At 36.9% G+C, this 22,857-nt stretch carries 17 protein-coding genes and 3 pseudogenes; 14 read left to right on the top strand and 6 right to left on the bottom strand.

Annotated features, from left to right (window positions below; all coding sequences use genetic code 11):
* Window positions 1–40 precede the first annotated feature (40 nt).
* Both COE25_RS08120 and COE25_RS08115 read left to right on the top strand, forming a co-directional pair.
* Window positions 41–3,358, top strand: a complete 3,318-nt coding sequence (locus tag COE25_RS08120; RefSeq protein ID WP_098932239.1) for an immunoglobulin-like domain-containing protein — start codon at window positions 41–43, stop codon at window positions 3,356–3,358.
* A gap of 136 nt (window positions 3,359–3,494) precedes the next feature.
* The gene (locus COE25_RS08115) at window positions 3,495–3,698 is read left to right on the top strand and encodes an aspartyl-phosphate phosphatase Spo0E family protein (protein WP_098932238.1); all 204 of its coding nucleotides are present in this window, start codon (window positions 3,495–3,497) and stop codon (window positions 3,696–3,698) included.
* A 451-nt stretch (window positions 3,699–4,149) separates the two neighbouring features.
* On the opposite strand, the pseudogene COE25_RS31435 reads toward COE25_RS08115, so the two are convergent.
* A pseudogene (locus COE25_RS31435) lies at window positions 4,150–4,473 on the bottom strand (DUF6454 family protein).
* A gap of 442 nt (window positions 4,474–4,915) precedes the next feature.
* On the opposite strand from COE25_RS31435, the gene COE25_RS08105 reads away from it, so the two are divergent.
* Together COE25_RS08105 and COE25_RS08100 are read left to right on the top strand one after the other, a co-directional pair.
* Complete coding sequence (locus COE25_RS08105; protein ID WP_098932319.1) at window positions 4,916–6,070, top strand: ParM/StbA family protein; 1,155 nt, start codon at window positions 4,916–4,918, stop codon at window positions 6,068–6,070.
* A gap of 17 nt (window positions 6,071–6,087) precedes the next feature.
* Window positions 6,088–6,798, top strand: a complete 711-nt coding sequence (locus COE25_RS08100) for a hypothetical protein (protein WP_098932236.1) — start codon at window positions 6,088–6,090, stop codon at window positions 6,796–6,798.
* Window positions 6,799–6,931: 133 nt separating this feature from the next.
* Here the strand turns inward: COE25_RS08100 and COE25_RS30170 are convergent.
* Window positions 6,932–7,192: pseudogene (locus tag COE25_RS30170) on the bottom strand (class III poly(R)-hydroxyalkanoic acid synthase subunit PhaC); the annotation flags it as partial.
* 71 nt (window positions 7,193–7,263) lie between these two features.
* Between COE25_RS30170 and COE25_RS08095 the strand changes: the two are divergent.
* A complete protein-coding gene (locus COE25_RS08095) occupies window positions 7,264–7,776 on the top strand; it encodes a hypothetical protein (RefSeq protein ID WP_088086648.1) in 513 nt (170 codons plus the stop codon).
* Window positions 7,777–8,174: 398 nt separating this feature from the next.
* Here the strand turns inward: COE25_RS08095 and COE25_RS08090 are convergent, their stop codons facing one another.
* Entirely contained in the window at window positions 8,175–8,675 is a 501-nt protein-coding gene (locus tag COE25_RS08090) for a hypothetical protein (RefSeq protein WP_098932235.1), read from the bottom strand.
* A 396-nt stretch (window positions 8,676–9,071) separates the two neighbouring features.
* Window positions 9,072–10,055 (bottom strand): YeiH family protein, encoded by a 984-nt coding sequence (locus COE25_RS08085; RefSeq protein ID WP_098932318.1) that lies wholly within the window; start codon window positions 10,053–10,055, stop codon window positions 9,072–9,074.
* 176 nt (window positions 10,056–10,231) lie between these two features.
* Here COE25_RS08085 and COE25_RS08080 point away from each other — a divergent pair, with 176 nt between their 5' ends.
* The 6 genes and pseudogenes from COE25_RS08080 to COE25_RS08055 all read left to right on the top strand — a co-directional run bounded on the left by COE25_RS08080 (window position 10,232) and on the right by COE25_RS08055 (window position 19,542).
* On the top strand, window positions 10,232–11,119 hold the full coding sequence (locus tag COE25_RS08080; protein ID WP_098932234.1) for a LysR family transcriptional regulator: 888 nt from the start codon (window positions 10,232–10,234) through the stop codon (window positions 11,117–11,119).
* Between the two features lie 4 nt (window positions 11,120–11,123).
* Window positions 11,124–11,646 (top strand): annotated as a pseudogene (locus tag COE25_RS31430) (aconitase family protein); the annotation flags it as partial.
* A 166-nt stretch (window positions 11,647–11,812) separates the two neighbouring features.
* Entirely contained in the window at window positions 11,813–12,856 is a 1,044-nt protein-coding gene (locus COE25_RS08070) for a DUF2220 domain-containing protein (protein ID WP_257208730.1), read from the top strand.
* On the top strand, window positions 12,847–14,358 hold the full coding sequence (locus COE25_RS08065; RefSeq protein WP_257208729.1) for a hypothetical protein: 1,512 nt from the start codon (window positions 12,847–12,849) through the stop codon (window positions 14,356–14,358). Before COE25_RS08070 ends, COE25_RS08065 begins: the two co-directional genes overlap by 10 nt.
* Window positions 14,355–15,101, top strand: a complete 747-nt coding sequence (locus COE25_RS08060) for a DUF6063 family protein (RefSeq protein WP_098932231.1) — start codon at window positions 14,355–14,357, stop codon at window positions 15,099–15,101. Before COE25_RS08065 ends, COE25_RS08060 begins: the two co-directional genes overlap by 4 nt.
* Window positions 15,079–19,542 carry a coiled-coil domain-containing protein gene (locus COE25_RS08055; protein ID WP_098932230.1) on the top strand — a complete coding sequence of 1,488 codons (4,464 nt, stop codon included), beginning with the start codon at window positions 15,079–15,081 and terminating at the stop codon, window positions 19,540–19,542. Before COE25_RS08060 ends, COE25_RS08055 begins: the two co-directional genes overlap by 23 nt.
* A gap of 200 nt (window positions 19,543–19,742) precedes the next feature.
* Here COE25_RS08055 and COE25_RS08050 read toward each other — a convergent pair whose 3' ends face one another.
* Complete coding sequence (locus COE25_RS08050) at window positions 19,743–20,081, bottom strand: replicative helicase loader/inhibitor (RefSeq protein WP_180247441.1); 339 nt, start codon at window positions 20,079–20,081, stop codon at window positions 19,743–19,745.
* Window positions 20,078–20,212, bottom strand: a complete 135-nt coding sequence (locus COE25_RS31425) for a hypothetical protein (RefSeq protein ID WP_257208728.1) — start codon at window positions 20,210–20,212, stop codon at window positions 20,078–20,080. The genes COE25_RS08050 and COE25_RS31425 overlap by 4 nt, the downstream gene beginning before the upstream one ends.
* 178 nt (window positions 20,213–20,390) lie before the next feature.
* On the opposite strand from COE25_RS31425, the gene pdxR reads away from it, so the two are divergent.
* The 3 genes from pdxR (at window position 20,391) to COE25_RS08035 (ending at window position 22,721) form a co-directional block, all read left to right on the top strand.
* Complete coding sequence (pdxR, locus tag COE25_RS08045) at window positions 20,391–21,821, top strand: MocR-like pyridoxine biosynthesis transcription factor PdxR (RefSeq protein WP_098932228.1); 1,431 nt, start codon at window positions 20,391–20,393, stop codon at window positions 21,819–21,821.
* Window positions 21,822–22,075: 254 nt separating this feature from the next.
* Window positions 22,076–22,345 carry a hypothetical protein gene (locus tag COE25_RS08040; protein WP_098932227.1) on the top strand — a complete coding sequence of 90 codons (270 nt, stop codon included), beginning with the start codon at window positions 22,076–22,078 and terminating at the stop codon, window positions 22,343–22,345.
* A gap of 193 nt (window positions 22,346–22,538) precedes the next feature.
* Window positions 22,539–22,721 carry a 4-oxalocrotonate tautomerase gene (locus COE25_RS08035; RefSeq protein ID WP_088086684.1) on the top strand — a complete coding sequence of 61 codons (183 nt, stop codon included), beginning with the start codon at window positions 22,539–22,541 and terminating at the stop codon, window positions 22,719–22,721.
* Window positions 22,722–22,857 lie beyond the last annotated feature (136 nt).

Genomic DNA, 22,857 nt, shown 5'->3' with positions numbered 1-22,857 from the left:
AATTTACTATAATAAAACCATTTTGATCAGGAGGGGAAACATGAAGAGGAAAAGGCTTTCAACTTTTTTATTAACCTTGATGCTCTTTAATACCGTATCAGGAATAGTTCCGAAATCCACATTTGCTGAGGAATTACAAGAAGTAAAGGTAATTCTTGATTATGATATGAACAATATTGAAGGTACAACAGTGAAAGATAGCACTGGGAATTTTGATGGAAAGTTGATTAATTCCCAAAACGCTGAGCTTATTAAGGGGACAGATGCAGGAGTTATAAGCTTTAAAGGCGGTTCTACAAGTTCATATATTGAAATGCCTAAAGGTGTCTTAAATAATTTGGATAGTATCACCGTTTCTTCTTTGGTGAATTGGAAAGGTGTTAATGAATCTGAATGGTTATATGCGTTAGGTCAGGACAGTAACAAATATTTGTTTACGACGCCGAAGCGTAACTCGGGTGACCGCTCTTCAAGAGCAGGACTCGGGATAACAAGCTGGATGAATGAAGCAGGTGTAAATGCGACAAATGGGCCATTAAAGTCGAGTGAATGGAAGTTGATAACTACTGTTATGTCAGGTGTTGAAAAAACGATAAAGCTGTACATTGATGGGGTTGAAGTGGGTACTGGTTCTACGAACGGTTATACATTTGCACAAATCAACAATGTTAATGGGAGAAGTGGTTTTATCGGGCGTTCCTTTTATTCTTCTGACCCGTATTTTGGAGGAATGATCGCAGATTTTAAAGTGTTTGATGGAGCTTTGACAGCTACAGAAGTAAGTAAACTAAAAGAAGAAGCTGATAAAAAAATTGCTGCCATGGATGGACTACTGCTAAATCACGCTGCTGAAAAATTAGATTACTCCATTTTTATCAATCAGAACCAAAACAAAGACGAAATTAATTCGGATTTATCTTTCCCTAAAAATGGGGCATTTGGAACATCCATCACTTGGGAATCACAAAATCAAAACATTATTACAAATGATGGTAAAGTTAATAGACCTTCTTATGAAAATGGTGACCAATCGGTAGGAATTATAGCTACTATATTGGAAGGTACAAAGACTTTGACAAAAGAATTTACCGTTATTGTATTAAAGAAACCTCAAGATTCAGTGACCGTTCGAATGGATGCAGAAGATTTGAAAGTTCATAACATTAATGATGTTCGCGGCAATCTAACTTTACCGAAATCGGGAGCTAATGGTTCTACGATTACATGGAAATCAACTGACCCTTCCATCATTACACCAACTGGAGAAGTGAAACGTCCTGGAAATGGTGTAGGAGATAAAATGGTTAAATTGACAGCAACTCTCACATTACACAAGGAATCAATCACAAAAGCATTTTTAGCTAAAGTGAAAGAAATGCCGAAAAAGGAGAACTATGAAGGATACGTCTTCAGTTATTTTACAGGAGAAGGTTATTCGAATGGTGAACAAATTTATTTTGCCTTAAGTGAAGGAAACAATCCACTTAAATGGCAGGAGTTAAACAATGGGGCGCCAGCAATCACTTCTAATTTGGGTGAAAAAGGACTTAGAGATCCATTTATCATTCGTTCCCCTGAAGGTGATAAGTTCTATTTAATTTCCACAGATTTAAAAATTAATGGAGATTGGAATTGGGACAGATCCCAAAGGACAGGCAGCCGCTCTATAATGGTGTGGGAATCTACTGATTTAATTAATTGGTCAGAGCAAAGAATGGTAGAAGTATCTCCAAAAGAGGCTGGAAATACATGGGCTCCGGAAGTTACGTATGATGACACGACTGGTGAGTATATTGTGTTCTGGGCTTCCAAATTGTATGACAATGAAGCGCATAGCGGCTCTACTTACAACAAAATGATGTATAGCAAAACAAGAGATTTCCATACGTTTACGGAACCAAAAGTTTATATGGATTATGGATATTCAGTTATTGATACCACCATCATTAAGGATGACGGAAAAATCTATCGTTTTACAAAAGATGAAAGAAACAACACGACATCTTCACCAAACGGTAAATTTGTTTTTGGAGAAGTTGGGGATTCGGTTCTTGATCCTACTTTTGATCTTATTAAAGAAGGGATTGGAAAAGGATCAATCGGTGCAGGTGAAGGACCTACCATCTTTAAATCGAATACGGAAGAAAAGTGGTACATGTTTATTGATGAATTTGGCGGTAGAGGGTATGTTCCTTTTGAAACAACCAATTTACAGTCAGGTGAGTGGAAGATGTCAACAAACTATAGTTTACCAGCACGCCCTCGCCATGGAACCGTAATGCCGATTACAAAACGGGAACATGAAGCATTACTTGCAAATGTTCCAACAGTCAAGAAGCAAGAGCCCGTTCAACAAGTACCACGCGTTACTGTGGAAAAGGAAAAATTGGAGTTAGCAGAAGGAAAAGCTGCACAGTTGACTGCAACAGTAACACCTGAGAGTGTTGTCAATAAAGATGTTCTATGGTCCAGTAATAATGAAGAAGTAGCAGTAGTGGATGAAACGGGTAAAGTTACTGCGAAAAAAGAAGGTACTGCAAAGATTAGTGTAACAACAGTCGATGGTGGTAATATGGCTGTTAGTGAGGTCATCGTAGAGAAACAGAAGGACTTAACACGTCCAGAAGGGCATTTTACGATTAATACTGGTGCGGAATTTACAAAAGATCCGAATGTTACTCTATTGCTTGAAGCAAAAGATGATTTAAGCGGAGTGAACCAGGTTCGCTTTTCCACGAATGCTAAGGACTGGACAGAGTGGGAAGCGTATAAGACAGCAAAAGAATTCACATTGCCTTCAGGAGATGGGGAGAAAACAGTATATGTTGAATTTAACGACCATGCTGGAAATGTAAGTGAAACGTATCAACAAAAAATAATACTTGATACGACTGCTCCTTTGATTCAATTTATCGGTAATGAAGGTACGTATCCTGTTGATGCAAAGATAGCGATTTCCTGCAGTACATCGGATGAAGTGTCAGGGGTTGATTCCGCTAATTGCCCTAGTACTGAAGGATATGCGTATGACTTCGGGGTTGGTGTTCATACAATCTCGGCTTCGGCTACTGATAAGGCTGGGAATACAGCAGTAGCTGAAAATAAGTTTACCGTAACTGTTGATTTTGATAGTTTAAGCCGATTGACTCAATCTTTTGTAAGTAAGGATGGGGTGTCGCATTCACTTGTTGCAAAACTCCAGTCGGCAAAAGAAGCGGCTGCTAAAGGTAACAAACAGGCCGTAGACGGTAAACTTAAGGCGTACGTAATTGAGTTGTCAGCCCAAAGCGGGAAAGCAATTACTGAACAACTGGCAAATATTTTGATTGATTTGACGGGTAATCTCTTATTTAAATGAAAATACATCAGTTAGGAATTTTTTTATAGTGAACATGTAGTTAAATACGTTATGAATTAATGTTTCCGAGTGCCCATAAACAGGAAAACTAAATTAAATCAAGACATAATGAAAGGAGAAAAAGGAGGTACGGTACGTGTTACTGTTTAAATTGGTACAAACCGAAAAGAAAATAATGGAATACCAGCAGGCGATGTATGACTTAGCAAAAGCAAGTGGACTAAATGATCCGCATGTATTATCTATAAGTCAAAAGTTAGATAAAGAAATTCTGTTTTTTCAAAAAAATTCAATAAATCAACCTAAAGTACCTAAATACAAACCAGTAGTCAGGTTTTAACAATTAGTAGGAAGCATTCTGTAAAAGTACAGGGTTTAATAACTTTAATAATTATATATACTCATATACTGATTATTTAGTTATAGGATGACTCAGAAGGTAAAGTATTCTATTCGTGTTGATTACGGAACACAATCAGGAAGAGCTAATGTGTAGTTAAAAAATTTTAATATAAATCCATAGTGATATTACCCCCTTTTAAGTTGACAGTGTAAAAACCATGCAAAGTGCTTGGGTGTTACACTTTTAATTAGAGGGGGATTTTTTTATGGCAAAAAAACAATGTGTGTTAATTTTATGATTACAAAAAGCTCCTAATGGGGTACATCCGAACTTATTTAAGCTAGATGGCCACTTTGATGAATGCGAAGCAGTAAACTACCAGAACAATGTGCAGTGTGGTCATATCTCTTAAAAGAGGGGGATCATGAGGAAGTTATTTTTAATATGGTTAATGCAGGAGTCTCGCGCCATCCGCTCCAATCAACAAGGTTACAATATCAACAATGACCTTTAACACAGCCTTTTCAGTAAACTGATAAAATGTTCTCGAACCCCAGCTCACAGCTTTTAAAATTCCTTCTTTTCCATCACGAAGTATTCCTCCAATGTGGTCGTTCGTGCGAAATACTTCTTGGGACTCCATCGTGTTCGGATTCACCTTATAAATCATCGACTTGCTATTTGGGCGATATTCTTAAACAGGAACCCAAGTTGATTTACCATCAAAAGCAACTCCTCCAGGATGATACACATCCCCTTCACCAAGCTTTATATCTTTATTGCTTGTTACCCAATGGTACTAGTTACCTATAAAGAATAACTGGAAGGTTTATCTGCACAATCAGTTCTACATCATCACCGAGTCTTATCAAAGGCATCTGCCTTAACAGTCCGTAACCAAGTCCTGGTGAAATCAGATAGCAAAAAAATACGAATACCTTGGAGCACTTGCTCAAATATCTGAGCTTATTTATTTCTCTAAATATGAAGAATAGGCTAATATTCAGTAATAGTATTGAACACATATTATTCTTTATTATTGTCAATGTCGAAATTTACTGCTGAAATAAATAGAAAATTGATTAATAGAGGAGAATTACATAAAGAACGCTAATGCATTTATTCACTAATCTAAATTTATAAACAACTTTAGACAAATAAAAGAGAAGAATATATAATCATTAAGAGGAAAAAACATGAAAAGAGGAGAAATAATGGATATAAAACGTCAAAATGTCGATTTTGGTAATTCGGTCTTTCAAACCCTTGTGGACGGTTATTATTTTGAGATTCCTACAAATGTAGTAGAAATTACGAGGGAAAAGGCAGACGGCCACTTTCCGTCTACTTTCCATGATCCCCAATCCCTTCTTCAAAGTTTACTCATTTCAACTACGATAGACGGTGTAGAGAAATATTATCTGGTGGGTGATTCAGCGGAAAAACAAGTATTAGGAAACAGTCATATCAACAAACTTCATGATAAAACGGAATCTGAGATTCCCTATGTGATGTTCCTAGCATCAGCAGCTTATTACAATGTGTTAAAAGGGAACGGCATTGAAGATACACGAGTGAACATTAATTATTTTTCAACCATGCTTCCAATTTGGTTGCTTAAGAAAACGAACAAGTTCAGTGATATGCAAAATAAAATGGCAAGTCGATTTGAAGGGGAGCACAAAGTTACGATTTTAACACCAGGATTTGAAAGAGTTGTATCCATTCACGTCGAAACAAGCAAATGCCGGATTGAAAGTGAAGTTGCTCGTTGGGCAATTAAAAAAGATTTTGATTTACAAGATCGTGAGGAAGCAAATTCATTTCTAAACTTTGAAACTCTAATTGTGGATTTAGGGGGAGGGACTGTTGATCTTGCTTTGCTTCAAGCAGGACTTCAAGCTCCTAAGAGCAGGGAATCATTGAATTGCTTCGCCGACATTTCGTATCTAAAACACATTGAGAAACTAAGAAGTGAAAAGTTACTCGAGTACTTTGTTGATGTGCGTTCACTAGAAGAATTCATTATCAATAACATTGAGAAAACAAAAATGGAGCAAAGGGATGGAAATAGCGGTAAAAAGGTTGATCTCACAGAGCAAATCCATGAGTCATTAAGGGAGTACACGCAAATTTTAATAACTAAAATTGAAAACACATTCCCATCACCTAAAGATAAGGTCTATAAATATGTTTATATTGGTGGAATAGCCAGCATCCTTAAACGATTCATCCAAGAATCGATCAATATAAGGTATGGAGACGAAATTAGAGAGCAAAATCATCTATTCCTTCAAGATACAAGAAAGTTAAATTTATATGGTCTAGAAATAATAAGCAGGCATGAAACAAACTTAGTTTTCGCTTAAGAAGAGGGGGAGAATGTATGTACAACAAAGATCATCTTCTTGGTGAAAAGTTCATTGGCGGATTAAACAATATGTATTCACATCTAGGTGCACAGATGGTTTCACCATTTTTCGTACTATCGAACTTTTTTCTAAATGCTGTTAATCACCAAACGGATGAGGTCAGATTAATGAATAAGGAATCAGGAAGTAAATACGAACGTGTATTGCTTACTTTAGAAACTTTGAAAATCTCTCCAAAGGTGTATTCAATACTTGAGCAAAAAGCACAAGCAAATGAGCTGGAGGAATATATTACAAATCTTGTTGAGCATGATTTAGCTAAATTGGAAAAAGAAGAAGAGGCAATAACCATTGATACACTTCGTGAAGAGTTTTTAGGTGAGATCAACTTACTTAAACAAAAATTCGCATCACGTCTTGTTGAAGATCCTAATGAGATGGGGTCCGGCCAAGAAACCGAGTTGCGGGATTTTGTAACGAAACTGGGTGAGCAAAAATTAGACAAGGAAGAATTCCAAACGTTGTTAAACTCCCTACGCAGAGAGTTTTTAGACGAGATTAACTTACTTAAAAAGGAACTTACCTTCCGTCCGGTTACCAATCCAAATAAGTATAATCCTGCCATTGAACCTGCGGAAGAAGTGAAAGATATTAAAGAAGGACAATTAGTCGAAAGTGATCAAGTAAAAGGGACTATTAAAGAAGTCATAGATATGGATTTTTAAATATGAAGTAGTGGAGTGAAGTTCTGCTACTTTAATAAAACGTCCAAGAGATTCCTCTTGGACGTTCGGCGTAAACAGAAGAAGGAACCAACTTCTGTACTCCACAAAAAGTTTGCAACTCCTAAAATCTTTGTTAATCTGACCGTTGTTCCAGCCAATCTCCTATTGTTGGATAAGTGACTTTTGTTGCTTTAGAGCCAAATGCTCCAGATACGTGTAAGGTTGGAAGAGAAATATACGTTTTACCTTTGCTGGATATTACTTTCATTAACGCTTCCACCTGGTGCGGCTGGGCAATATGATCTCTTTCAGCAGAAAGGTTGAGTACATTAACGGTGATGTTGCTTAAGTTGACCTTTCGTCCGCGAATTTCGAGTTCCCCTTGAATCAGCTTATATTTGACAAGCTTCTCATATAGGTGTAAATTACATATAGTGTTATTTATTAATTAGGAGGTTTTTTATAATGGAATTAAACAATGAGTTCGTTACTAATTTTGGTGATTCTCTATTAAACATTTGGACAAACAGTTTGGACGAGGTGACCGATTCTCAAAAAGAAATAGAAAATCTTTTGCTTCAAGCATTTACAACACAAAAAGAATCATTGGAGAAAATTGCTGAAGGAATGGACTTTATCCAAGAACAACAGAAAAAATTAATTGCAGATGTTCGCGATTATGTAATGCAAAATGTTGAAACAGTTTACGGTGAACAAGCAAGCCAAACTTTCGAAAAGTGGTATGCTCAACTAGATGAAATAAATAACCGTGTTCAACAGTTAACCTCCACTCCATACAAAGAAAGTTTAAATTTATTAAATCAGTCACAAGAGCAGTTTCAACAATCGATTAAAAATAGTATCGAACAGCAAAGAAAGATTCGTGAAGAGGCTGTAAATCAATTTAAAACTGCACAAAAAGGATTTATGGATTTATTTGAATCCAACACAAAAATGGCATTTAATTTGTTTAAGTAGAACAGCGAATTTTCGCTGTTTTTTTTTACAATGTACATATAATATATATATCCTACTACCGTTCTGCTATTTTTTATTAAATTCTATTAAACAAGAGAAATTTTTTTGTTCTATTGACTAACATAGATTTCCTTTTTGTTTAAGTCACATGGATATAGAAATTGGAGAAAATATACCTTAATCTTCATCAACTGCTGCAAAGAAAGGAGTTGCCATTTGGCAGCTCCTTGTTGTGTTAACAAGCAGTTTAGCTGAACCAGAATTTCGCATTATATTCGATCCTCTGTAGTGGACAACTCGGCTGCAAGGATGGATAACGGGTGCTTTGGTCTTAGGATAAATGGACGAGTCTTTTGTGTTTTTGTATACCAATTAATAATCTAAACAGGAATTTTCTATTATAACAGTAAACACAAAACTATAATTCTATAGGGTGTGGTTTGGGCGGGGATACTTTTTGTGACAGGTCCGTATATAACAATTAGATCTCTGTTCGCAGGGGTTCTTGAAAAGAGTTGCCCATTTGTTAATACTATTTGAGTATATGGAGAAATATTTAATCGTAATCGTCCATCACTACTCTCCAACTCACTATTAAAATAATCTACTTTTACATTCTGATATGGGCTATCTTTTACAATGACAAGTGCTTGATATTGTGGAGGGTAAATCAGAAGAGCAGGTGCATTTCCGTCATAATATCCAGTCACGCGATCTCCTACTGCCACCATTACATGGTCAACAAAGTAAGTTGAGGGTGACACCACGAAATTTACTAATGCTCCCAATCCGTTTTCTACAGATATTAATTTATTACAGCCTTCTCCTTCACCATTTTGACCTGTAAAAAAATCACTAATCATAGTGACAGTCCCGTGAAAAGAATAAAAATTTGTCATACGATACCTCCATTTCTTTAAAACGATAATGCGTAAAGCAAACCATTAGTAGAGGCTAATTAACTTTATTCCATAAGTATAGTTACCATACGTTTGTTCCTGGAATTGCCTGTACAAATAACCCCCCCAATAAACATTTGACAATTACTTGGTGTACCATATGCAGGTCAATACCTATATGACACAATATGGTTAAGAAAATGTTCTGTATAGTTGTTTTAGATGAATCTTTAATACTAACCCGAAATGAATGAAGGATTAATAGGAGCTAGCTATATGGGCTGTGCTAATATTACCGTACAAATGCTCCATTAATAAATGATTAAGTTCGTCTGCTTGAAGAGTCCCTTCACTTATGGGACGATGATTTTTAATTTTATGAATATGATTTTTTAGTTAAATACTAAAAAACGTTAGAAGAGATAAAAGAATAGATGTAATGATAATGGCAATAAGAGGACGTATTGCTTTGGTACGTAATTCTTTTAAGCTTATATTTAATCCTAAGCCGGTCATAGACATCGTTAATAAATATGATGTGAAAACTGCAATATCTGACATATGTTTTTTTGATACTACAAACTCATTACCGATAATATAGCTCCCCACAAAGCTCAAACCGATAAATCCAATTAAAAACCATGGAAACTCGAATTTTGCGTCACCCTCTATTTTTCCTTTCTTTTTCATCCAAAACATTAGGACAAAACAAAGTGGAATTAATAGAAACACGCGGGCAAGTTTGGCGAGTAAAGCGTTCGCTAGAGCATCCTGGCCAGCAGGTGCAGCTGCTAAAGCAACGTGGCCAATCTCATGAAGGCTAATTCCAACCCAATTCCCGTAGTCTATAGGACTAATAGGTAAAAAAGGAAATAGTAAAGTATAGATAATTGAAAAAACTGTTCCTACTAATGCGATGATGCCGACCCCCATAGCTGTATCTTCATCTTTTGCTTTTATAATTGGCGATACGGCCGCGATTGCAGCGGCACCACATATGCCTGTTCCAACACTTAATAATAAAGAAAGATTAAGATCTGCTTTGAGCCATTTTGCAAGTATCATCAAAACTGCAATTGAAAAAATGATTGTTAAGGCTCCTCTTAGCAATAGAGGGAAACCCTGATGAAATATGACGATAATGTTAAGCTTTAACCCATAAAGAATGATGGCTAATCTTAACAGCTTTTTAGATGCAAATTGAATGCCAGTACGTAATCTCTCTGGGTATCCAAATACTTGTCTATAACCCATAGCAAGTAAAATGGCACATGCAAGTTCTCCTATATGATTTAGACCTGGCAATGTCGCCAAAAAAAACCCACAAATGGCTATGATTAATGTAAAACCAATTCCAAGTATCAAAGAAACATTTAGCATTTTTCTAGCTTTTTTTTGCTTATTTGGACTGGAAAGTATTAATGCATTTTGTTCCAATGTTTTTCATCCCCTCATTTGCAATATTTAAATTTATCGTAACGAATGATTTACAATAAGGAAAATAAATGATTATTATAGTTATAATAAGTAAAAACGATATAAAGAGGGTGAACCCAATGGATCAACTATTATCAGTATTTATATCTGTAGCAGATAAAAGAAACTTTTCCAGAGCAGCGGAAGAGCTTCATATGACGCAGCCTGCCGTTAGCCAGCAAATTCAACAATTAGAAAAATATATAGGTGCAAAGCTGCTACTAAGGACAAACAAAAGTGTACAGCTCACTAAAGCAGGTGAAATTGTCTATTTACACGCTAATGAAATAACAGCTCTATATAAACGAATGTCGATGTTAGTGAATGAATTAAATAACGAGCCATCAGGACTATTAAAAATTGGTGCCAGTTATACTTTTGGTGAATATGTTTTACCGCATATTCTTGCAAAAATGAAGAATCGATTTCCTAAAATCATCCCTTCGGTACAGATTGGCAACACAAGAGATATTGCAAAAGCAATCATAAGTCATGAGATTGATGTAGGAATTGTAGAGGGTGAGATATCTCATCGAAATATATATATAAAAACAGTTTCAACTGACCAAATGTATATCGTAGCAGGAGGGAAATATCCAATTTATTTCAATAAGGAAGTTAAACGAAGACAGATAGAACAAGAGAATTGGATTGTTCGTGAAGAAGGTTCTGGAACAAGAGATGCAACAGAAAAATTATTTGAAACTTTGCAAATACGTCCTACTAGGTTAATGGAGTTCGGCAGCACACAACTAATTAAAGAAGCAGTCGAAGCGGGACTAGGTATTAGTTATTTATCAGAACTTACTGTAAAAAAAGAAAGACTGCTTGGTACCATTCAATTATTAAATGTAAAAGGGACACCGATAAAAAGAAATTTTTCAGTTATCACAGAATTTGTTGAATTGCAAACGAAATCTATGAATTTATTTATTGAGTTAATTGAAGATTATCTAAAGAATCAATGATTCTGAACTCAATCCCGATTCTCTCGTTGGAACTGATTCACACACTACCATGATTAATGGGCTTGGCGTAGTTGCTTGGGGTGTAGGGGGAATTGAAGCAGAGGCCGCAATGCTGGGGCAGTCCTTATATTTTGTCATCCCGGAAGTAGTTGGCTTTAACAGGATCTCTTCCAGAAGGAGCAACCGCAACAGACTTGGCCTTGACAGTGACAAATATCCTTCGGAAAAAAAACGTGGTTGGAAAGTTCGTCGAATTCTTTGGACCTGGAATTGGAGAAATGAGTATAGCAGAGCGTGCTACAATTGCCAATATGGCGCCTGAGTACGGAGCGACAATGGGCTTTTTTCCTATAGATCAGGAATCATTAAATTATTTGAGGCTAATTGGGCGTAGCGAGGAACAAATAGCGCTTGTTGAATCCTACTATAAAGCTCAAAAGATGTTCGTAGATCATAACAGCCCAGACCCTGTATACTCCGAATTGATCGAGCTGAATCTCTCTACGATCGTAGCTTGTCTTGCTGGCTTATTTGTCATTTTGCACCGGTCATTATATCAAGAAAATTTCATTTACCAACCATAACTCAACTAGTTTATAATAAAAGGATGTCCAAATGGGATCGTAAAAGTCTATTCCTATGACACTAAGAGATTAAAGTAGGTGAATTATTATCGATATCATTGAAACGCGGGTGAGAGGATTTATAGCTGATATTCAACACCCTAACCAAAAAAAGAAAGTAAATATTAACGATCTAGAACTTCAGTTGCGCAAGCTTTTGGATGATTATTTTGAAATGGACGGCTATTCGTTGTTTTATCGTGCCATTGAAACATTGCAAGCGGAAGGACACCTGATTCCTATTCCAAATAATCAATATAATGGAAGAAGCCCAGCGCTTGCCTTATATTACTGGGTTAATACAAAAGTTCAGAGACTCAAATGGGATCGTCTCGAAATGATGAAATTAGGTGATCAGTTTGATTTTTCCTTTTATGAACGGCATCCCGAATGGCAAACGAAAGACGAATGGAATCGAATCCAACATGTTTATACTTTTCTCCAATCCAGTCAGGAACGGGAAAACGTGTCATTCGAAGAAAGAAGTTTGGAGCTCTTTGGTCATGAAAAATTCTTACTAGACAATGATAGCTTTCCGGATGGAAATGGGTTTTTAGCTAGAATTGGAGTATCTGAAGAGCAACTTAAAATGGTGAAATACGGGGAGCCTTTTGTATTTTGGATGAAACAAGGGAAAGAAATAAAAGATATTCAGCGGGTTCTGATCGTCGAAAATCTATCATTCTTTCATACTTCCATTAAGTTATTGGAAGCCAGTCAACTTGATTATGAACCTGAACTAATCATTTATGGTGAAGGGACTAAAATCGAACGGAGCTTTTCCTTTTTCTTTACAATGTTTCCGCCCAAACCCTATCTTTTCTATTACGCAGGAGACCTTGATGCCGCGGGATACGGGATCCTCATTCGGCTTATCGAAAAATACTCGGATTGCTGTATTCAGCCTGCCTTAAAAATTTATCGCAAAATGATACAATGTCTAGAACAAAGGAATGACCATAAACAAGGGCAAACACAAAACAGCAAATACCGTGATGCATTCTTTCAATGGTTTACGGAAGAGGAGCAAGCCTTATTAATGCAATTATGGCAAGAAAATAAGCGGATCCCACAAGAAGTCTTAAACATAGAAACATGGAGGCGATGGATGTGAACGAATCATGGGAAGGATTCGCGCAGAGAATGCAACGATTAAATCCACTGTTTGAGCTTGGGAGGGGAATGGAAGTGGGTGAGCTTAAACCTCATATCCAAACCATACTCATGCAAGTGCTCCTGACCATCTTTTATAGAGAATTAAATGATGATGATCATAGACGCAAGTCAGATATCAAGTATATGGTGGAAGATTCCATTAAACAAATGAAGCTTTTAGCAGACGATAAGCAAATTGAACGGATGACAAGCGGGCTCCTGTATCAGGGGAAAGAAGAGTATAGTAAACCGTTTGAAGCCTTATATTACGATGAAATAAGACAATCCTGGGAGACTCAGGTCTTCCGATATGTCACAATGGATGAATTATATACGAATTTAGAGATGGGAGGATCCATTGTTTATAAACTCACGGATGTTGCTCAGGAAATGATTTTTATGAGCAGGGAAATGGCTGAGGAATTCTCGATAACGATTGAACAACTCTACAGTATGCAGCTGATTAAAAACGGAAATTTTAGAAAAGCTACTCGAAACCTCGATCACCTCATTTCACGAGTAAACCGCTTAATGGCAAAGGAATTCTCCTTTCAAAAGGAAATGATCAACAATCCCAAAATCTTATTGATGGAAGAGGAATGGCAAAGGGCTGACAATCGTGTGGAAATTGAAAAGCAATTTGAAGAAGAAAAAAACCACTTCCGTACCATCACTAGTATGATCGATAAAACGAAAAGAAATGAAGAAAATGATTATATTCAGAAAGAATTGATTCTTCTCCAAGAAAAAATTGGCCATACAAGGCAATTGCACGATCGTTTTGCTAAGCTGGTTATTCAAAATATTTCCTATGAAATGAAATTAAAAGTGGAAAACCCTTCCTTGTTTTGGGAAAACAGTTTGGTCTCCTTTCGAGAGCATATTTATGAAAATTGGTTCATGAAGAATGGAATTCAAACTTTTACGGAAATCGAAACGGTGCTTTCTCCTTTATTTTCACCGAAGAATGAATTTATTTTGCCGCTCGATTGGATTTGGGGTGAGCAAGAATTCGATGAAAAACAACTAACCGATGCCGTCATTGAAGAGGAGGCAGAAGAAAGTATTACTCGTCTGCGAGTGACGAACTGGGAATCTGTCATTAAGGCATGGAGTTATGTTTTTCAATTTTTACAAACCAGCGGAGAGTTTTCGTTAGCTGATTTAGCGACATTGCCATTAGAAGTGCAGGATTTATGGTTTGAAGAATCTGAAACGATTGATTTATGGATGATGTTCGATAAAAAGCCGCTGAAGGTTCAAGTGCTGTATCGAAAGGAAGAAACATTAAGCGATGAGAGGGAAATTCTTCTTTATAAACTAATGAAGGAATATCGTCAATTTCAAACCTTTGAGGGCACAAAAATCTTTACCGAGTTTGATCATAAAGCGGAGCCTTTTTTATGGTATCAAACGAAAATGACCCCTTTTAAACTATGTGTACAGGAGGAGAAAGGATGAATGCAGAAACGATCAAAAGAGCATCCGCTGTCTATTTTACTTTATTAAAAGATAAAGTAATCGACGAGAATAGTGAACACTTCCAGACCTATTTTGATCCAGAAGTGAGACAGACAGTTCTTTTATTAGCAGACGAATCTGGTACATATATCATTGAATCGCCAAAACGTATCCAAATAGTTGTCCAGCCTACTGGCTCTGTCTTTGCTACCAATTTTACCCATTTGAAAGAAAAGCATCGACAAGTCGAAAATAAGAAACATTTTCATCTTATCAGTGTTGTCATTATGTCATTTTTAGCTGCCATCGATCGCAACCAGGCTGCAAAAATTCGCACGAAGCGGGAAGGGATTAGCTATTACGCATTAGAACGGCAAGTCAACGACCTAATGATTCAATGGGATAGCATTCTTAAAGCTAAACCGACCTTCGGGGAAAACGAACGAATTGATATGAAGGAAGCTGTAACCACCTGGAAATACATGGAGGTTGACACGGACGATTATGGAGTAAAAAAAGGCAATAGACGAACAAGAATCGGTTTAATTGCCGGAGCTATGCGTTTATTAGAGACGGAGGGGCTGATCGTCATTCTTGATCGGGACGATATAGCTAAGGTGATACCAAAACAAGAGCTTTTTGAGCGAATTGAATACCTGTATCACGATTATGACCGTTATGAAGTTTTTAAGCAATTAATGACAACAGAGGAGGATGAGCATGCCGAAGATCCATCGAATTAGAATTGTTAACCTGAAGTATGATGGCATGCAAAAGCAATATAAAGATACCACTTTTAATTTCCATAATGAAGAGACATCAACCAATGGCCTTATAGCAATGATGAATGGGGGCGGGAAAGGTGTGTTCCTTCAAACAATCTTCCAAATACTGAAACCAGGAACTTCGTGGGGGAAACAAAACAATCGTTATTATCAGCAGTTCTTCTTTAATAATAAAGAGCAATTTATTCCCTATACCTTTCATGTTCTTATTCAATGGGAATTGGATGGTGCTGACCGCCGGCATCTGATAACTGGAGGAATGTTCTCAGCCGAACAACGGATCTCGATGAGTGAAGAAAGTGGAAATGAAAGTAAAACATTGGAACAGGAAGCAAAGATCCTCCCTACGATTACCTTTTATACGAGAGAATTTGAACGGAAAGATGAGGCAGTGCTTGAGCATATTCCACTCTACGATAATGATGAGGTTGCTGAAATTGAAAGTTTGAAGGACTATTTAAAATGGAATGGATATGACGTTTACCGAGATACGAAGAAGCACTATCGCATCCTTGATACATACGGAATTAACCGTAAAGACTGGGATATTATGAAGGATATTAACAAGGATGAAGGCGGCGTTGGAAAATACTTTGAGGGAGCGGAGGATGATCATTCCCTGTTCCAAAAACGAATTGTTCCCACTGTCAGTCAAGTCTTGCACAGGACGGAACATCAAAAAAACGATCTTGTAGAGATTTTCAAGAGTCAGGCAAGTATAGCTAAGGACCTGCCTGTTCTCTTAAAAAGAGAGCAAGCCCATAAAGAGTTTTTAGAAGACATTGTCCCATTTGAAGAGCACCTAGCTAAAGGAGTAGAACATAAAGAAATTGTTCAAGCAAGTATACAGGCAGGAAGACAACTGCTGGGTGCGCTACAGCATTTGAAGCAAACGGAAGAGGAAACACGGCTTACTTTAGAAAAACATTTGGAAAAATTATTCATAAGGCAAGCAGAACTCCGCTATCAAAAAGACAATTTAGAGTATGCAAAAGCTCACAGAGAAGTTATGGATTGGGAAAAGAAATTAGTGGAAGAAAGGAAGAAGCATACTTCCTTACAAGCCATCGTTCTAGAGAAACAGAAGCGAAAAGAAGAGTTAGTATTTCAGGCTTTATTGAAAGAGTGGAGTGAAAATGAACAAAGTATTCGCTCTCTTTCACAGCAAATTGTGACATTGGAACAAAATAGCGGCTTAGAGCAAGTGAATCAAAGAATGGAAGAAATCAAACAAGAAGCTAAAAAGCAATGGGATCAGTCCTATTTATCCATACAAGAAGCGATTATGCAGTATATGGGGTATCAAAAGTTCATAAAGAAAAAAGGAACGGAGCTGTCGCAACAGGATAAGCAAAAGACAAAAAAGATTGCTCAGCTTAGTACTGAAATTGATTTTCTTTACACGCAGATTCATACCTTTGAATCTAAGGAAGCGGCACTTATCCAAGCATTTGGCGACCGCTTAAGCTATGACTTAAAGGGCTTGATCGAAAGTCTGTTTAAACAAATTGAAGACAAAAAGGCTAGATTAGTAGAGTTGCAAGTAAAGGATAAAGAATCTAGTGAACGACAAAACCAACTTGCCACTTCACATGGTACGCTCGTCCAATCGATTCAGTTTTCAGAAGAAAAATGTGAAGAATTAAACCTAGCAAATGAAGAGCAAAAGCAAAGAGAAGCAAAACTACTAGATAAGCTTCATGGTTTATTAGATGATGTCACAGCGCCGCTCACTCACTCTCTCTTATCCAAGTATGCAATACAAATAGAAGAAATACTGGGTCATAACCGACAACAAGCTGAACAAATTAAAAAAGAACTATGGGAAACACAACTCGACCATTCCTTAAACGATGAGCCCTTTTGGGTTGCAAATAAAGATGTAAAAGAATTAAAGGAATGGATTGATGAGAAGACTGGCATTGATGTGTTTTATGGTACCCAATTTCTCCAATCCTTACGTGCAGAAGACCTAGCGAATAACCTTATGAAGTATCCACTCCTTCCATACGGTTTGGTCGTAAGCGGGCAGCAATGGCAAAAAATAAATCAGCAAGTTCTTTCCGGAAGAATGTTCAAAAGTCCTGTTCCGATTTTCTTGAGGGAGGAAATGAACAGCGAATATCATCAAACTTCCTTTGTGATCATTAACGGAACCGAGCAAGAGCTATTAACGGATAAAAACCAATTCACCAACTGGAAAATAAAGATTGCTAAACAAATAGAAGAAAAGAAAGATACTCTCCTTGAAATTGAAAAAACAGAAACCTCCTTACGTCGTGTTTTAAAGGAAATCGATCGATTTTTATCAAGCGAGCTTTCAATTGATATCGAAAAAGCTCTCAATCAGGAACAAAATGCGCTTCATTCTAAGAAAACAAATTTACAGGAAATCAAAGCACAAGAAGAAAAAGAAAAAGAATTACAGCTTCAGCTAAAAGAACAGCTGGAGAATACAAAAGGTAAAATAGAAAAGCTTATAAAAGATGTGGAAACATTACAGGATTTTGATCAAGAAAAAACTCTTCATCAAGAAAATAAACGAGTGAAATTAGAGAAAGAGAAACAAAAGGAAGCCTTAGGTTCTCAGCAGCAAGAAATAGGAAAAGAGCTCCAAAATACAGTTGAACTGCAAAACCAGTGGAATCAAACGTATTTAGAATGGAAGCTGACAACCGAACAAACTATAAAGGAGATCAGGTTCTTTGTGGAAGAAGCGGTTTTTCCTACTGATGAAAAAGCAGACCCATGTGATGAGGTCCCTCATCTTTCACCACATTTATTAGAAAAGATAAACGGAAGTATTGGAGAGCTAAAACAGCTCCAGAAATCAAAGGAAGAACAGGCTAGAGAATTACTCGTTATTCAAGCAAAAAAAGAAACCGAACAAAAGCAGCAAAAGAAATTAGAGAAAAAACTCAATGCTCATGATGAGGATTGGAATAATGCTCCAGAACCAGATGAACCTATCAGTATATTAGAAAATATGCTGCAAACCGCACAGAAGGAAGCGAAGACAGCGGAAAAAGAAGAACGGGAACAAGGAACGGCTGTAACAGTAGCAGAAACGTCCTTAAAGCATGCGACCGAACAGCGTGACAAGTCAGGAAAGAAAGTTGAAAAGCATGAAAAACAGCCGGAAGAATGGGAAGACCTTGACTTAGAAGTAAAGGCTTTAGAAATTAAAGACCAAACGAAATTAACAAAAGAGGAAGTAAAGCAGGCTGAGAAACGCCAAAAAGAAACAGAAACGAATATTGCGGGTTTCGAAGGGGATTTGTTAACCTTATCCGTTATCCTAAAGGAGGAAGCGGCAGCCTTTACGAATCATGATTTAGAAAAAATTAAGAGTCAAGGGAAAGCATGTATCTTATCCTGGTGTGAAGGACATCAAGTGATTCAGGAAGAAGGTAAGGAGAAGCATGCGAAAATCGATCAATCATTAAGGAATTTAAAGCTCACGATTGAAGGAAAAGATTGGGAGATTCGCTTTAAAAATGAAGTATTAACCACACTAGACCATATGGATACAAGGCATTATACACATATCCAAAGTATCGTTAAAAATATGAAGCGTTTTTCACAAAGTGGGTTGGAACAATTAGAACGCGACAAAGAAAGGGCAGAAAAGGCTCAAAACTTCTGGGCAAGCCGTGCCAGCATGAAAGTGATGAGCATTGCAGAGGCGATTCGTTCAATGATTGCGAAAATGAAGCTGAAAAATGAACGAGGATCCTTTCCGCTCGTTCAGCTCAAAGAAGACATCTTACCTAAAAAGGCGGAAGATATTGAACCACTGCTGAAGCAGCATTTTGTAGCTGCTATTAACAAAATCACTAAACAATTTGATATGATTGATGATCATAATCGCGCCTTAGATGAAGAAATAAAACAACTGATAAGTGATGAGCAAATTTTATTTGTATCACTCCGAAATCGATATCCTGAGCTGCTCGTCTATAATATGCGAACGGATAATGCCTTTATGTACGGGAAACCGCAAAGAGAGCATTATTCAACCTGGCAGACTATTAATCAAGGTTCTAGGACGAAATCCGATGGCAGCGGCGGACAAAAGCTATCCGCTCGAATGGTGATGATGATGATGTTATTATCAGTTAAAAGCGAAACCGATCAAAGCTGGGTTCCTTTAGTCTGTGATAATCCGTTCGGACAAGCAGCTTCGGCACATGTCCTTGACCCGATCTTCGCCGTAGCCGAAAAACTGAAGTTCCAATTCATCGTCGTCACACCGCCTGAACTGGTGAAAACGGAAATCAGCCAAAGATTTGATTCCTATTATAAATTGGACTTCATTCGTGAAAAAGGAAAAGAAATTGTTTCGGACACGATTGTTCCAGCCTTTCGGATTTATCAGGGAGAAGTAGTCGTTCAATAAGGTAATACAATCATATAGTCAAGGATATAAACGTAAAAAATCTCACTTTCGATATGGAAGGTGGGATTTTTATTTTGCAATTCCTTCATCGCTTGAAACAGGTGCTGATTTCATTTCTGCGAAAAATGGCATGGCTCTAATGTGATTTCATGAATCAGTTCAGGAGCGAGAAAGACCGCGCCTAATAGGATGCTTCTGCTTCAAACAGATTTTCTTGCTGAATATTCGGCAAGCCAATCAGGTAATGTACTTCGTTGGTTAGGTTCGCCTTCGTGTTCAATTCTCTCCCGTCCTTTCCTCATCCATTTTTGTAATGTTTCTGGAAAATTATTTTCTTCAAAAGGGAATACAGCAATATCAGCAATCGCAGGTGGAAAAGGACTTTTTCGAATGTGGTTTTTCACCTTCGCCATTACCTTTTCATAATCCATTTCAGAACAAAATTGGAACCATTGCTGGACCGTTTCATCCTTAAAAATGCAGTTGGGATAAACCGATTCAATAAGTATTAAAAGTTTGACTACCTCTTCCTTGGTCAATGCGATTCCTCCTCTAACATAATTTTCTCTTCATGAATCAGCCATTCCACCCGGTCAGACATGGATTCCTTTTTTGACTTTTTAGGCTGTTTGCCGTTTTTCTCTGCTTCTATTATTGACTGGATGGCCATTTCGCAATACAACGCGCTGTAAGTTATAATAAAAGTGGATGGTTAAATTTATGATAATTTGGATGGTAATTAATTATTATGAACAATAGTTTTTTTTAAAAGTTCATAACAAACGATTAATAATATTAATAAAGAAACATAATAGTTAGACTACATTACATAATAAGGACTGAAATATATGGATTGGAAACCAGATCGCCAAGCCAAAAAAGCTATCTATAAACAACTTGCTGATTATATCGAAAATGGAATTGCAGATGGTACTTTTCCTCCAGATAAACCATTACCTTCTGAAAGAAATTTAGCTAAGGACCTTAACATAAATAGAAGTACAGTAGTTGCAGCATATGATGAATTGGAGTCAAATGGACTAATACAAAGGAATAGAGGAAGCGGGACGACCATAAGTAAAGATATCTGGGGAATTACCAAGAAACGTATACCGAACTGGAACAGGTATATTGAAGCAGGATCGTTTTTACCTAACTTGCCTATAACACAGAGGATAAGGAAGGAAGCAGTAGAACAGAAGTTAATCAATCTAGCTAGCGGCGAACTGTCAGAGGATCTTTTTCCGCTGAAATACTTAAGTGAGATTACTTCTTCTAGATCGTTTATAGGAAGCTTAGGTTATGATCACCCGCAAGGAAACGCAATACTAAGAGAAACGATTGCAAAGCATGTTAAGCAATATAGAAAAATTGAAACAAATCCTTCATCCATTTTAATTACATCTGGGGCACAACAAGCATTACACTTGGTGGTTCAATGCCTATTAAAACAAGGAGATGCAGTTGCATTGGAAGATCCCTCTTATAACTATAATCTTCCGATTTTTAAATCAGCAGGACTGAGACCTTATTTCATACCTGTAAACCAAGATGGAATCAACCCGGATGACTTACTTTCATTACATAAAAAGCATCGAATCCGAATGATATTTTTGAATCCTGCTTTTCAAAATCCAACAGGAGCTTTACTTCAGGAAAAGCAACGGAAAGCGATCTTAGAAATTTCTTCAGAACATGGTATACCTGTGGTTGAGGATGATCCTTATAGTTTAACCTCGTTTACAGGGGAAAAGATTTCTACTCTAAAATCAATGGATATTAACGGAAATGTCTTATATATTAGCTCTTTAACAAAGATCGTTGCTTCTGGATTAAGAATTGGTTGGATTATTGGCCCCACCCCTGTTATTGAGAGATTATCCGATGCGAAGCAACAAATTGATTTTGGTCATGCAAGTTTTACTCAGTGGATCGCAAATGATTTTTTAGAATCGGAAAATTTCCATTCTCATATCGAAAATTTAAACAAACAATTAGAAAAGAGAAGAGATCAAATTATTACTAGTCTTATATTTTATTTACAGGATAAAGTTGATTTCTCCATCCCTCAGGGAGGAATTCATATTTGGTGCAGGATAAAAAAAGAGGTGAATGAAATGCAATTACTGGAGGAATCAATCAGCAGAGGAGTTATTTATGTCCCAGGTTACACGATGGGGTCCAAAAAAGGTTTTGTTCGTTTTACATTTGCTAGGGAAAATGAAGAATTAATACATGAAGGAATTAAAAGGTTTGCGGAAGCACTTGGGTCTATTTAATACTTAAAATTAGAAAGGATCATGTTCATAGGATTACTATAACATTCATTTCGGCAAATCCATTTCAGTTATGTTATAATACTATCAAATCAATGATAAGCGCTCGAATTTTAATTTTTTTCATAATATATTTCTAGCAAAGATATTTTGAAATTCACTGTTCAATTAATACCCTAGCAGCTAATAGTCACTTCCTCACAAGAAACAACGGTATAAGAGCGGTAATCAAATAATTTTATCAAGGAGTGAATTAAATGGTTATTCGAAGTAAAGCCGATGTTGAGTTCTTTTGTGAGAGGTTTGGTGATTTGGCCATCTGGGATGGTTCGAAGCACTACATTGCCCTACAAGATGATCAAAATAACGGAACAGTTACATTTATGCGTTATCCAGATGGCACGCTTACTGCTCATAGGAAGTATCAAACCTTTTGGGATATAAATGAGCTTCCGGTTGATAATAAAGATATATGGCGGTATAGAAAAGTGCTAAACAGTTACTTGAAAAATTTCAATAATTATTAAAGTCGACTTCATTTTGTGGAGTCGCTTTCTTCGTTTTCGAGTTACGAGAGTAGTTGGGTATAAATGAAAAAAAGCCATCATCTTAGTTGCCTTCACACTGCCAGATATAACAGTTGTCAGCGGGAAATTTGATGGTTTTGTCGATGTGTCTTTTACCGTGACAGATTAATAATTGTAGAGAGTAGGGATTTTAATGCCTATTATTCATGTGCAAATGATGGAAGGTAGACCGAAAGAAAAAGTGGCTGAATTAATTCGCAATGTCACGACCACCGTATCCGAAACATTGGATTCACCGAAGGAGAATATAAGAGTCCTCGTAACCGAGATTCCTAAAACACATTGGGGGAAAGCTGGGGAGCCGGTTGAAAAATAGAAAATGACTTGAGCATGGTGGTAACACCACTATGCTTAAGTTTAATAATGTAAGTTTAAAAATGAGGGGAAATGGCTTGTGTTCGAAAATAAGAAAGATAATTAGAGTACAAAAAACCGACTTCCATTAGGAAATC

The organism is Bacillus sp. AFS031507 (assembly GCF_002584635.1).
In the GTDB taxonomy this organism is placed as follows: Bacteria; Bacillota; Bacilli; order Bacillales; family Cytobacillaceae; genus Neobacillus.
This window is presented reverse-complemented; position numbering and strand designations above follow the sequence as displayed.